12 protein-coding genes are annotated in these 13381 nt (G+C 66.5%); 9 read left to right on the top strand and 3 right to left on the bottom strand.

Annotated features, from left to right (window positions below; all coding sequences use genetic code 11):
• Positions 1-406 precede the first annotated feature (406 nt).
• Positions 407-1741 (bottom strand): NAD(P)/FAD-dependent oxidoreductase, encoded by a 1335-nt coding sequence (locus tag OHZ10_RS23435; protein WP_059237320.1) that lies wholly within the window; start codon positions 1739-1741, stop codon positions 407-409.
• 278 nt (positions 1742-2019) lie between these two features.
• Positions 2020-4773, bottom strand: coding sequence for a DNA polymerase I (polA, locus tag OHZ10_RS23430; protein WP_342705877.1), 2754 nt, complete (start codon positions 4771-4773; stop codon positions 2020-2022).
• Position 4774: 1 nt separating this feature from the next.
• Between polA and OHZ10_RS23425 the strand changes: the two genes are divergently transcribed.
• The 4 genes from OHZ10_RS23425 (at position 4775) to OHZ10_RS23410 (ending at position 8075) form a co-directional block, all read left to right on the top strand.
• Complete coding sequence (locus tag OHZ10_RS23425; protein WP_059237322.1) at positions 4775-5533, top strand: TIGR00730 family Rossman fold protein; 759 nt, start codon at positions 4775-4777, stop codon at positions 5531-5533.
• A gap of 387 nt (positions 5534-5920) precedes the next feature.
• Entirely contained in the window at positions 5921-6211 is a 291-nt protein-coding gene (locus tag OHZ10_RS23420; protein ID WP_059237323.1) for a hypothetical protein, read from the top strand.
• Between the two features lie 159 nt (positions 6212-6370).
• Positions 6371-7363, top strand: coding sequence for a GlxA family transcriptional regulator (locus tag OHZ10_RS23415; RefSeq protein WP_059237324.1), 993 nt, complete (start codon positions 6371-6373; stop codon positions 7361-7363).
• Positions 7364-7511: 148 nt separating this feature from the next.
• A complete protein-coding gene (locus OHZ10_RS23410; protein WP_422674344.1) occupies positions 7512-8075 on the top strand; it encodes a tautomerase family protein in 564 nt (187 codons plus the stop codon).
• Between the two features lie 113 nt (positions 8076-8188).
• Here the strand turns inward: OHZ10_RS23410 and OHZ10_RS23405 are convergent, their stop codons facing one another.
• Positions 8189-9715: an AMP nucleosidase gene (locus OHZ10_RS23405; protein WP_059240771.1), complete on the bottom strand. Its 1527-nt coding sequence runs from the start codon at positions 9713-9715 to the stop codon at positions 8189-8191.
• A gap of 129 nt (positions 9716-9844) precedes the next feature.
• On the opposite strand from OHZ10_RS23405, the gene OHZ10_RS23400 reads away from it, so the two are divergent.
• From OHZ10_RS23400 to OHZ10_RS23380, 5 genes are all read left to right on the top strand, one after another.
• A complete protein-coding gene (locus OHZ10_RS23400; protein WP_021160838.1) occupies positions 9845-10240 on the top strand; it encodes a hypothetical protein in 396 nt (131 codons plus the stop codon).
• A 99-nt stretch (positions 10241-10339) separates the two neighbouring features.
• A complete protein-coding gene (locus tag OHZ10_RS23395; RefSeq protein WP_342705876.1) occupies positions 10340-11338 on the top strand; it encodes a homoserine kinase in 999 nt (332 codons plus the stop codon).
• Positions 11329-12138 (top strand): BPSS1780 family membrane protein, encoded by an 810-nt coding sequence (locus tag OHZ10_RS23390; protein ID WP_059237326.1) that lies wholly within the window; start codon positions 11329-11331, stop codon positions 12136-12138. Before OHZ10_RS23395 ends, OHZ10_RS23390 begins: the two co-directional genes overlap by 10 nt.
• A gap of 201 nt (positions 12139-12339) precedes the next feature.
• Positions 12340-12792, top strand: coding sequence for a MarR family winged helix-turn-helix transcriptional regulator (locus OHZ10_RS23385; protein WP_059237327.1), 453 nt, complete (start codon positions 12340-12342; stop codon positions 12790-12792).
• 153 nt (positions 12793-12945) lie between these two features.
• Positions 12946-13365, top strand: a complete 420-nt coding sequence (locus OHZ10_RS23380) for an organic hydroperoxide resistance protein (protein WP_059237328.1) — start codon at positions 12946-12948, stop codon at positions 13363-13365.
• Positions 13366-13381: the final 16 nt, after the last annotated feature.

The following is a 13381-nucleotide window of genomic DNA, read 5'->3' as shown; positions in this document are numbered from 1 at the left end:
AATGCACTCCTCGATTGGGCGCCGCCGTCACGATTCCGGTTACGTATGACGGGGCATCGCGCCGGCGCGCGGCGCGGATGTCGCGGCGGTTGGCACCCCGCCGCAAGCGGAAACCCGGACACGATGCCCAATAATCCGTTGTCGCGTCAACTGTCAGATGTGTAAGACTCGATTACGGCGCGTTGCGCCGGTCGCTTCGATCCCGACGCAAAAGCCCGCCGGCGGCCCGTCGAAACACGGCGCGACAGCCCATGCCGATCGTCGTGGCGCGACCGGATACTTGCGAATCGAAAAGGAAAACGCGGGGTCAGCGCACGCGCTACCGCCCCGCCAACCGCGAAAGACAACCGGCGCAGCACACGCACGACGTGCGCCTTCCCCGCCCGCTCGACGCGCGAACGCGCGGTCAGTGCAGCTTGACGCGCGGCAGCGTCGTGCGCCGCAGCCAGTGCGCGACCGTATCGAGCATCATCCGCGGATAGCCGTGCAGCGCGGCGATGTGCATCCGGTACAGCGACATGTACATGAAGCGTGCGAACAACCCTTCGATCAGCATGTTGCCGCCGATCAGCCCGCCCATCAGGTTGCCGACCGCGCTGAAATGGCCGAGCGACACGAGCGAGCCCAGGTCGCGATACGTGAATTCGGGCAGCGGACGCCCTTCGAGCCGGCAGCCGATCGCCTTCAGCAGGAAGCTCGCCTGCTGGTGCGCGGCCTGCGCGCGCGGCGGCACGTTGCGCTCGTTGCCGGGCCATGCGCATGCCGCACAATCGCCGAGCGCGAAGATGTTGTCGTCGGTGAAGGTCTGCAGCGTGCGGCGCACGTCGAGCTGGCCAAGCTTGTTGACCTGGAGCCCATCGAGATTCGCGAGCACGGCCGGCGCCTTGATGCCGGCGGCCCAAACCGTCAGGTCGGCACGCACCGTCTTGCCGCTCGCCGTGTGGACGGCCCCGGGCGCCACCTCCGTCACGCGCTCGGCGAGCATCAGCCGCACGCCGATCTTTTCGAGCAGTTCGGCCGTCGCAGACGACACGCGCTCCGGCAACGCCGGGAGGATCCGCGGCCCCGATTCGATCAGCACGATGCCGACGTCGTGGCGCGGATCGAGCTTGTGCAGCCCGTAGGCCGACAACACCTGCGCGGTGTTGCGCAGCTCCGCGGACAGCTCGACGCCGGTGGCGCCGCCGCCGACGATCGCAACCTGGATGCGCGGCTCTGCCGCTTCACCCGGCGCGGCCGGCGCCGGGCTCTGGTGCTCGGCGCGCATGCACGCGGCGATCAGCCGCTTGCGGAAGCGCTCGGCCTCGCCCACCGTATCGAGCGCGATCGCGTTTTCCGCCGCGCCCTGCACGCCGAAGAAGTGGGTCGTGCTGCCGATCGCGATCACGAGCGTGTCGTATTCCAGCTCGCGCGCCGGCAGCAGTTCCTCGCCGTCGCTGTCGTTGACCGGTGCGAGCGCGATGCGTTTCGCCGTGCGGTCGAGCCCGTTCAGCCCGCCCTGCTGGAACTCGAAGCCATGCCAGCGCGCCTGCGCCGCATATTCGAGCTCCTGCGTGAACGGATCCATGCTGCCGGCCGCGACTTCGTGCAGCAGCGGTTTCCAGATGTGGGTCGGATTGCGGTCGACGAGCGTGACGAGCGCGCGCGCGGGACGCTTGCCGCGCGCGCCGTATTGGTCGCCGAGCCGCGTCGCCAGTTCCAGGCCGCCCGCGCCTCCGCCTACGATGATGATCCGATGCATCTGATTCCCCTTTGCGATTCGAAACTGCTGCCGCCGGACGAAGCAAACGCGATGCATTCTCGTCGCCCGGTGGATTAACCGGTTCGGACATCATCGATGTGCAGTTCGAAGCACTTCGATGCGTCCTGTCCCGGAACGCGGGGCGCGCCGCCCCGCGTCAATGACATGACTGACATGCATTGTCCGGGAGCTTGCGCGTTGACCACAAGCAAACCATCTCGATATTCAGCATCCCTGCAACAATATGCCGCGGGAAACGCGAACCGCACGGGGGTGCGTCAGTGTGCCTCTTCCCAGTTCGCACCGGCGCCCACTTCGGCGACCAGCGGCACCTTCAGCTTCGCGACGCCGCACATCATTTCCGGCAGTTTCTCGCGCACCAGCGACAGTTCCTCGTCGGGCACCTCGAGCACCAGTTCATCGTGCACCTGCATGATCATGCGCGACGCGAGCTTGTCGCGCGTGAGCCAGTCGTCCACCGCGATCATCGACAGCTTGATCAGGTCGGCCGCCGTGCCCTGCATCGGCGCGTTGATGGCCGCGCGCTCGGCCGCCTGGCGGCGCGGGCCGTTGCCGCCGTTGATCTCCGGCAGCCACAGGCGGCGGCCGAAAACGGTTTCGACGTAGCCCTTCTCCTTCGCCACCGAACGCGTGTCTTCCATGTACTGCGCGACGCCCGGATAGCGGGCGAAATAACGGTCGATATAGAGCTTCGCCGCGTCGCGCGTGATGCCGAGGTTCGACGCGAGGCCGAACGCGCTCATCCCGTAGATGAGCCCGAAGTTGATCACCTTCGCGATCCGGCGCTGGTCGGAATTGACCTCCAGCGGCGTCACGCCGAACACCTCGGCGGCCGTCGCGCGGTGGATGTCCTCGCCCTGCGAGAACGCGCGCAGCAGCGACGCGTCGCCCGAGATGTGCGCCATGATCCGAAGTTCGATCTGCGAATAATCGGCCGACACGATCCGGTGGCCCGGCGACGCGATGAACGCCTCGCGGATGCGCCGGCCTTCGGCCGTGCGCACCGGAATGTTCTGAAGATTCGGATCGTTCGATGCGAGGCGGCCCGTCACCGCGACGGCCTGCGCATAGTTCGTGTGCACGCGGCCCGTCGAAGGGTTCACCATGCGCGGCAGCTTGTCGGTATAGGTCGACTTCAGCTTCGACAGCCCCCGGTGCTCGAGGAGCAGCTTCGGCAGCGGGTAGTCCTCCGCCAGCTTCTGCAGCACCTCTTCGTCGGTGGACGGCGCGCCGCTCGGCGTCTTCTTCACGACCGGCAACTGCAGCTTCTCGAAGAAGATCTGCCCGATCTGCTTCGGCGAGCCAAGATTGAATTCGCCGCCGGCCAGTTCGTACGCCTGTGCCTCGAGCTCGATCAGGCGCGTCGCGATCTCGGTGCTCTGCGCCTGCAGGCGCACATCGTCGATCAGCACGCCCGTGCGTTCCATCTTGCGCAGCACGAGCGACACCGGCATTTCGATCTCGCGGTACACGCGTTCGAGGCCCGGTTCGCGCGCCACTTGCGGATACAACACGTGATGAAGCTGCAACGTGACGTCCGCGTCCTCGGCCGCGTATTCGGCGGCCTGCGTGAGCGCCACTTCATCGAAACCGATCTGCTTTGCGCCCTTGCCCGCGACGTCTTCGTACTTGATCGTCTTGACGCCCAGATGACGCAGCGCGAGGCTGTCCATGTCGTGCGTGCGGTGCGATTCGACCACGTACGATTCGAGCAGCGTGTCGTGCTCGATGCCGTTCAGCGCGATGTCGTAGTTCGCGAGCACCTGCGCGTCGTACTTCAGGTGCTGGCCGACCTTCTTGCGATCGGCCGATTCGAGCCACGGTTTCAGGCGCGCGAGCACCTCGTCGATCGGCAGCTGCTCCGGCATGTCGGGGCCGCGGTGCCCGACCGGCAGGTAGGCCGCCTTGCCCGGCTCGACCGAGAACGACAGGCCAACGAGCCGCGCGAGCATCGGGTCGAGCGCGGTGGTTTCCGTGTCGAACGCGGTCAGTGCGGCCGCATCGATCTTCGCGAACCACGCGTCGAACTGCTCCCAGGTCTGGATCGTGTCGTATTCGCGCACGATGTCGGCCGCCACCATCGGTGCCGGCTCGCCTTCCGGCGCATCGGCGCCGCCGCCTTCCGCGGGTGCGCTGTCGACTTCGCGCAGCCAGGTCTTGAAGCCGTAGCGCGCGAAGATGTCGCGCATCAGGTCGCGCGCTTCGCCGTCGCTCTTCAGCGACGCTTCGATCGATTCGAGATGCGGGGTGAGATCGCAGGCCGTCTCGACCGTCACGAGCGTGCGGCCGAGCGGCAGGAAGTCGAGCGCGCGGCGCAGGTTGTCGCCGACCACGCCCTTGATCTCGCCCGCGTGCTCGATCACGCCGTCGAGGCTGTCGTATTGCGCGAGCCATTTCACGGCCGTCTTCGGCCCGCACTTCTCGACGCCCGGCACGTTGTCGACGGTGTCGCCGATCAGTGCGAGGTAGTCGATGATGCGCTCGGGCGGCACGCCGAACTTCGCGATCACGCCGTCGCGGTCGAGCGTCTCGTTGGTCATCGTGTTGACGAGCGTGACGTGGTCGGTCACGAGCTGCGCGAGATCCTTGTCGCCGGTCGACACGATCACGTTCATCCCGTCCCGTTCGGCTTCGCGCGCGAGCGTGCCGATCACGTCGTCGGCCTCGACGCCTTCGACCATCAGCAACGGCCAGCCGAGTGCGCGCACGGCGCCGTGGATCGGTTCGACCTGCAAGGCAAGGTCGGGCGGCATCGACGGACGGTTTGCCTTATAGTCGGCATAAAGGTCGTCACGGAACGTCTTGCCCTTTGCATCGAACACGCAAGCGCTATACTCTGCACTGACTTCCTTGCGCATACGGCGCAGCATGTTGATGATTCCGTAGAGCGCTCCGGTCGGCTCCCCGCCAGGGCCACGCAAATCAGGCATCGCATGGTAAGCCCGATAGAGATAGCTCGAACCATCAACCAATAGCAGGGTCTTACCTTCCAGATTTCGTTCTTCAGGCATTATGAACAAGAGAAAAGTGATTCCGAGTCTGCGTTCGCTCGCAGATCAAGAACGCGCGACGGCCAAGAAGGCGCGCGCATCGTGGCAGATGTTCACGATTATGGCAGAGTTTATCGAGGCGACCGAGTACCTGTCGGAGATCCGCCCGGCTGTCAGCATCTACGGTTCTGCCCGCCTCAAACCCGATACGCCGCACTACAAGCTCGCCGCGCAGATCGCACGCAAGCTGTCCGACGCCGGCTTCGCCGTGATCTCCGGCGGCGGCCCCGGCATCATGGAAGCCGCGAACAAGGGTGCGCACGCCGGCAAGGCGCCGTCGGTCGGCCTGAACATCGAGCTGCCGCACGAGCAGGCCGGCAACCACTACCAGGACATCTCGCTGCGCTTCCGCCACTTCTTCACGCGCAAGGTCACGTTCGTGAAGAACTCGGATGCCGTGATCGTGATGCCGGGCGGCTTCGGCACGCTCGACGAACTGTCGGAAGTGCTCACGCTGATCCAGACGAAGAAGTCGCGCCTCGTGCCGATCATCCTCGTCGGCAGCGAGTTCTGGCAGGGGCTGCTGCAATGGTTCCGCGACCAGTTGATTCCGATGGGCCTGATCAATCCGGAAGACATGGACCTGATGCAGGTGATCGACGATCCCGACCAGGTGCTCGACGCCGTGCTCGCGTTCTACGAGGACAGCGGCGAAGAGGAAGGTTCGGACGATGACGATCATCCGCCGCGGCCCGAAGAAGACCGGATGTTCTATCTGTAACGCATCCGCGGCGAGCGCCGGCCCGACGGCCGGCGAGCTGCCTGACGTGCGGCAGGTATCGCTTCGGCGGCCTGCCACGCGTCATTTTGTAACGCACCGTTAATCCGGCTTCGCGGCCGCGCGCCGCCGAATGTCAAATCCGCGCAGCCCGCACTGTGCGATGCGGAGTGTCCTTCCGAACCTGCGGTCCACCATTGTCAAATGGCGCTGGCGCATACCCGCAGCCTGCCTCTGTCGGCCGGCAACCCTCCGTAATAAACCCGTCTCGCCTTTTCCGTCATGTGCCCGCACACTGATTGTGTCGGCGCGGCGTTCCCCCGGTGGAACGGCCCCCTCGCTTCCATCGCGTCGTGCCGGCCTCTTCACAACGACATCACGGAAAAGAACATGCAACGCTCGCTGATCGCCCTCGCCTTCGCCGGCCTCGGCCTCTCGCTGTCCGGCCTCGCTCACGCCGTCAACGTCGACGTCAACATCGGCACGCCCGCGCCGGTCGTCGTTGCACCTGCGCCCGTCATGGTCGCCCCCGCGCCGGCAGTCATCGTCGGCTGGCACGGCGACCGCTACTGGGACGGCCACCGCTACTGGCAGCGCCGCGAATGGGAAGATCACCAGCGCTATCGTGGTCATGGCGGCTATCACTGCCCGCCGGGACACGCGAAGAAAGGCGAGTGCTGAGCGACACCGCGCCTTCACCCGCGACGCAAGGCCGTCCGCGCGCTTCGGCGCCGGGCGGCCTTTTGATTTCCGGCCGCCGATATCGTGGATGAACGGCAGGCCTGACCGCATGGCGCCGGGTGGTAGGATCGCCCTTGCCCAATGCCAATCCCGCCATCCATGCCGCTCGTCCGAATCTGGGCCGTCGACCACGCCCTCGCGTCCGGTATCGCCGCACCGACCGACATCCTCACGGCGGCCAATCACCTCGCGTCAGCAGCGCCGCAAGGCCGGATGACAACGCCGTTCCGCTGGCGTGTCGAATCAATCGGCGGACGCCCGGTGCGCACGGCCGCCGGCCAGCTCATTCCTGTCGACGGCGCGATCGACGGCGGCAGTGCCGCCGACGCAATCTGGCTCACCGGCCCGTTCGTCGCCGACCTCGACCGTCTGCTCGACCGGCCCGCGGTGCTCGCCCCGCTGTTCGACGCACTGCGCCGACAACACGCGCGCGGCACGCTGATCGCGACGTACTGCACCGGCGCGTTCCTGCTTGCGGAAGCCGGGTTGCTCGACGGTCGCGTCGCCACGACGCACTGGTCGAAAGCGTCGAGCTTTCGTGCCCGCTATCCGGACGTGGCGCTGCGCGCGTCGGACGTGCTGACCGAACAGGACGGCATCCTGTGCGGCGGCGCCGTCACGTCGTACCAGAATCTCGCGCTGCGGGTCGTCGACAAGCTGGCGAATGCGCGCGTGGCCGCGTCCGTCGCGAGACTCATGCTGATCGACATGAACCGCGATTCGCAGGATTCGTTCATCGACCTCGACCGGATGGGCCACCGCGGACACGACGATCCCGCCATCGCGCGTGCGCAACGCTGGATGGAAAAACATCTGCGCGAACCGTTCAGCCTCGCGCGGCTGAGCGATCATGTCGCGATGAGCGAACGCACGCTGCATCGCCGCTTCCGGGATGCGGTCGGCGCCCCGCCGCTCAGGTATCTGCAGACGCTCAGGATCGAAGTTGCGAAACGGCTGCTCGCGGAAACGAAGCTCGCGATCGATGCGGTGTGCGAACGCGTCGGCTACGCGGACATCAGCGGTTTCCGGCAACTGTTCAAACGCGAGACCGGCATCTCGCCGGGCGAATATCGCCGTCGATTCGCGCGTTAGCCGTCCGGAACGGGCGCGGGACGCGATGTCGGGAATGGCATCGTCGAATGGCAGTTTCGCCACTTCGTGCATCGGCATGCGGTTCATACACTGGATTCACGTCGCCGGAACCGGAGCGACGCCGTCTCCACCGAACCAGGACACCGTCATGCCGATGATCGACATCACTATCCCCGAAGGCGCGCTCGCGCCGCACGCCGAAGCGCAACTGATGAACGCGCTGACCGGAACGCTGATCCGCCACGAGGGACTCGATCCCGACAATCCGCGCGTGCGCGACGTGACCTGGATCTTCGTCCACCGGCCGGCGGCCGTGTATCGCGCCGGTGCCATTGCGCCCGAGCCGATCTACCGGATCGTGCCGACTGTGCCGGAAGGACAGTACACGGACGCCGCGCGCGCCGCGCTGATCGCCGACGTGACCGCCGCCGTCGCCCGCGCGGAAGGCGTGCCGGTCGACGCCGTCGCGACGCGCGTGTGGGTCTTTCCGACGGAAATCGACGATGGCTGCTGGGGGAGTCGCGGCACGGTGCGCCGCCTGCCGGACATCATGGAATATTTCGGCGGCGCGACGCTGCGTGCGCTCGGGGAACGGCGGCTGGCGACCAAGCGGCGCACGGATGCGATCCGGGTCGTCGATGCAGTGCGCGAGTCGATGCGGGACACGGAGCGGAACGGGTCGCGAGAACCCGTTGCCGGGGAGGTGCGCTGACGCCGGTTCGCAACCGGATCGCGGCCGGCCGCGGGTGGCAGGAACAAGACAAGCACCCCGGCTGGCCGCACATCGCACATCGCGATGCGCGGCCAGCCGGGGCGGCGTTCACATCACTGGAACGCCACTTCCGCAAAACTCCGCAGCTTGCGGCTATGCAGCTTGTCGAGCCCGTTCGTGCGCAGGATTTCCATCGCCTTCACGCCGATCTGCAGATGCTGGTCGACCTGCCCGCGATAGAACGTGTCGGCCATGCCCGGCAGCTTCAGCTCGCCGTGCAGCGGCTTGTCCGATACGCACAGCAGCGTGCCGTACGGCACGCGGAAGCGGAAGCCGTTCGCGGCGATCGTCGCGCTTTCCATGTCGAGCGCGATCGCGCGGCTCTGCGACAGCCGCTGCACGGGCTCGCGATGGTCGCGCAGCTCCCAGTTGCGGTTGTCGACGCTCGCGACCGTGCCCGTACGCATCACGCGCTTCAGTTCGACCCCCTCCAGCCGCGTGACGTCGGCCACGCCGCGCTCGAGCGCAAGCTGCACTTCGGCCAGCGCCGGGATCGGCACCCACAGCGGCAGGTCGGCGTCGAGCACGTGATCCTCACGCACGTAACCGTGTGCGAGCACGTAGTCGCCCAGGCGCTGCGTATTGCGCAGCCCCGCGCAGTGGCCGAGCATCACCCACGCATGCGGGCGCAGCACCGCGATGTGATCGGTGATCGTCTTCGCGTTCGACGGACCGACGCCGATGTTGACCATCGTGATCCCGCTGCCGTCCGCGCGCTTCAGGTGATACGCGGGCATCTGCGGCAGGCGCGGCGGCGCGGCGCCCTCTGCCGGCTCGCTGCCGAGGTTCGCGTTGTACGTGACGACATCGCCCGGCTCGACAAACGAGCTGTACTGGCTGCGGTATGCACGCACCTCGGGGTCGTCGCTCTCCGTCATCACCGTGCGGCCGAGCTTCACGAACTCGTCGATGTAGAACTGGTAGTTCGTGTAGAGCACATAGTTCTGGAAGTGCGTGGGCGACGTCGCCGTGTAGTGACGCAGCCGGTGCAGCGAGAAGTCGACGCGCGCGGCCGTAAACAGCGCGAGCGGATGCGGCTCGCCCGGCGCCGGCTCGAACGTGCCGTTGACGATGCGATCGTCGAGGTACGACAGGTCGGGCGTATCGAAGATGTCGCGCATCGCGAGCAGGCGGTCGCGGTCGAGCTCGCCCTCGAGATGGATGCCTTCCGGAAACGCGAAATGAATCGGAATCGGTTGCGACGACACGCCGATCTCGATCTTGACATGGTGGTTCTTCGACAGCAGGCGCAGTTGCTCGCGGTAGTAGTTCGCGAAGAGATCGGGGCGCGTGACCGTCGTCTCGAATACGCCGGGGCCTGCGACGAAACCGTACGAACGGCGCGAATCGACGTGCGTGTTCACGTCGGTGCGGATCCGCACGAACGGATAGCACGCGCGCACGTGCTCGGTGATCGGTTCGTGGCGGCGATAGCGCGCGAAGGCGTCGCGCAGGAACCCCGTATTCGTGTCGTAAATGGCGGACAGCCGCGCAACGGCGGCGATCGGATCGTCGAAAGCCTCGACCGACGGGCTTTCGGGCGACAGCACTCGGTGCCGGCGGCTCAAATCGTTCTTCATTTTCATCACCTCGTCTGATCGGACGACATTACCACGGAACCCGGTCGCCCTCATGGCCGCCCCTGCGCACGCCAGGGCCGGATGGCGCGCAGTATTTGCTAAAATCACTAGGTTCACTGGAGACTCATCATGAAGCCGCTCATTCTCGTCGTCGCTGCCGCCGCGTTTGCCGCCGCCAGCGCCGCTTACGCCGCCGGCGGCACGCCCGATGCCGACGCGCAGGCCCGGGCCGAGGCCAACGAGGCCGCCGGCCTGCCCGATCTCCGCAAGATCAACCGGCCGGGCGCCGAAGTCACGTCGAAAGTGGACTTCGCCGACATCCGCCGCACGCCGAGCTTCCATGAAAAGAGCAAGAACGGCACCGAAGTCACCGAGTATCGCGACCGCGGCAAACCGGTCGAGATCGACGTGAAGTCGAACTTCGGCACGCGCTACCAGATGAGCTCGACGCCCGACACGTCGCCGAAGCCGCACGACGCGGGCATCCCGATCACGCGCCTGCCGTCGCTGAACCTGCGCTACTGATTCCGTGGCGCGCCGCGCCGATCGCGCCGCGCCGCCCCTTCACCTGCTGTCGCGATGCACGCCGCCCGCGTGCCGACACCCTGACCTGACGCATTCCGCATGGCCGTTTTCACTGCTGTTTCCGACTCCGATCTCGCGCAATGGATGCGCCACTACGAACTGGGCGACGTGCTTGCGTTCCGCGGCATTCCGTCCGGTATCGAAAACAGCAATTTCTTCCTGACGACGACGCGCGGCGAATACGTCCTCACGATCTTCGAAAAGCTCTCGGCGCAACAGCTGCCGTTCTACCTCGACCTGATGCGCCACCTGGCCGGCCACGGCGTACCCGTGCCGGATCCGATTCCGCGTGACGACGGCGCGCTGTTCGGCGAGCTGCACGGCAAGCCGGCCGCGATCGTCACGAAGCTCGACGGCGCGGCCGAACTCACGCCGGGGGTCGAACACTGCATCGAGGTCGGGCAGATGCTCGCGCGCCTGCACCTCGCGGGGCGCGACTATCCGAACAACCAGCCGAACCTGCGCAGCCTGCCGTGGTGGCAGGAGAACGTGCCGGCGATCGTGCCGTTCATCACCGACACGCAACGCACGCTGCTCGAAGGCGAACTCGCGCACCAGGCGGCCTTCTTCACGTCGGACGACTACGCCGCGCTGCCGGCCGGTCCGTGCCATTGCGACCTGTTCCGCGACAACGTGCTGTTCGCGCACGCGGCACCCGGCACCGGCGACGCGGTGCGGCTCGGCGGCTTCTTCGACTTCTATTTCGCGGGCTGCGACAAGTGGCTGTTCGACGTCGCTGTGACCGTCAACGACTGGTGCGTCGACCTCGCGACCGGCGTGCTCGACGTCGCCCGCGCCGATGCGCTGCTGCGCGCGTACCAGACGGTCCGGCCGTTCACGGCCGAGGAACGCCGCCACTGGAGCGACATGCTGCGCGCGGGCGCGTACCGTTTCTGGGTGTCGCGCCTGTACGACTTCTACCTGCCGCGCGCGGCCGAGATGCTCAAGCCGCACGACCCCGGCCATTTCGAACGCATCCTGCGTGAGCGTATCGCGCATACGCCCGCGCTTCCCGAGATCCACACCGCATGCAACTGATCGAAGTGCCCGCGAAAACGGGCTATGTCTGGTTCCGTCAAGGCATCTGGCTGTTCCGCCGGAATCCGCTCGCGTTCATCACGCTGTTCTTCACGTACCTGCTCGCCATTACGCTGGTGTCGATGGTGCCCGTGATCGGCTCGGCGCTGCCGCTGGTGTTCATTCCCGGCATCGCGGTCGGCTTCATGGCCGCGTGCCGCGACACGGTGGCCGGCAAGACCGTGATGCCGACGATCCTCGTCGACGGCTTCCGCTCGTACGGCACCGTCGCGACCCAGCGGCTGCTCGTGCTCGGCGTGATCTACGTCGCATCGATGGTGCTGGTGTTCGCGGCTTCGTCGTTCGTCGACGGCGGCGCGCTGTTCCACGTGATGATGGGCGCGGCCGACGAAGCGAACGCGACGCCGGAGACGCTTGCCGCGCAAGGCACGCTCGGCGCGCTGTTCTTCGCGACGCTGCTCTATCTGCCGGTCGCGATGCTGTTCTGGTTCGCACCGGTGCTGGTCGCGTGGCATGACGTCCCGCCCGCGAAGGCGCTGTTCTTCAGCGTCGTCAGCTGCTGGCGCAATCGCGGCGCGTTCGTCGTGTACGGCGTGCTGTGGTTCGCCGTCGCGCTCGGCACATCGCTCGCGCTGTCGCTGCTGCTGCAGGCGCTCGGCGCCGGCGCGTATGCGCTGACGATCATGATGCCGGTGACGATCATCATCGTCACGATGCTGTACTGCTCGTTCTACGCGACCTATCGCGGCTGCTTCGGCATACAGGAACCGGGCGCGACGACCACCACGTCGGGCCGCTGACGCCTCTCCGGCCGGCGCGCGTCGCCGGCCGTCATGTCGTTCACCGCGCCGGGTCGTCTCCCGGCGCGCTTCCGGTCTCTCCCCTTTTCCCGTATCGATCACCGGCTGCCCCGTCGCCGGGCGCCCCTGTTCAACCCGATCTTTTGCGCGCAAAATAATTTGCGTACAAATCGTTCGCGCGTCCGTCGCGCCTCCGGAATCATGGACCGCCCACCCGCACTGCCCCAGACGCTCGACGAGCAACTGTGCTTCGCGCTCTACTCGACTTCGCACGCGATGACGAAGGCGTACAAGCCGCTGCTCGACAAGCTGTCGCTGACCTATCCCCAATATCTCGCGATGCTCGTGCTGTGGGAGCGCGACGACATCGCCGTGAAGGACATCGCCGCGCGGCTCGATCTCGATCCGGCCACCGTCACGCCGCTGCTCAAGCGGCTGGAGGCGCTCGGATACGTCGAACGCGTGCGCAGCGCGACCGACGAACGCGTCGTGAACGTGCGCGTGACGCCGGAAGGCCGTGCGCTGAAGGAGCGCGCGCGCTCGGTGCCCGCCGATCTCTTTTGCGCGATGCAGCAGACACCCGAATTCCTGGTCAGGCTGCGCGCCGATCTCCAGCAGTTGCGCGACGCGCTGTCGGCCGCCAACGAACGCTGAGCCCGTGCGCCGACCGATCGGCCCGGCATCGCCGGGCTTTTTCTTCAAAATTTCATTTGCACACTAATGATTTGTGTTCTATATTTTCTTCGTGGCCGGCGACATCCCGTTTGACCGGACCGCTTTTCCCTTTTTCCCGACAGGAGCTGCACGATGAACATTCTGTACAAGACCAGCGCCACGAGCACGGGCGGCCGCGACGGCCGCGCAGTATCCGCCGACAACAAGCTGGAAGTGAAGCTGGCCGCGCCGCGTGAACTCGGCGGCACGGGCGCGGAAGGCACGAATCCGGAGCAGCTGTTTGCCGCAGGTTACTCGGCCTGTTTCCTGAGCGCGATGAAATTCGTCGCCGGCCAGAACAAGCAGGCACTGCCGGCCGATACGCAGGTCACGGCGGAAGTGGGCATCGGTCCGAACGACGCAGGCGGCTTCGGGCTCGACGTCGAGCTGCGTGTATCGCTGCCGGGGCTCGACAAGGCCGACGCGCAGGCGCTGGTCGAAAAAGCCCACCACGTGTGCCCGTATTCGAACGCGACGCGCAACAACGTGCCGGTACGCCTGACGGTCATCTGACGCGACGCAGGACCAC

This window comes from Burkholderia arboris, from assembly GCF_038723655.1.
In the GTDB taxonomy this organism is placed as follows: Bacteria; Pseudomonadota; Gammaproteobacteria; order Burkholderiales; family Burkholderiaceae; genus Burkholderia; species Burkholderia arboris.
This window is presented reverse-complemented; position numbering and strand designations above follow the sequence as displayed.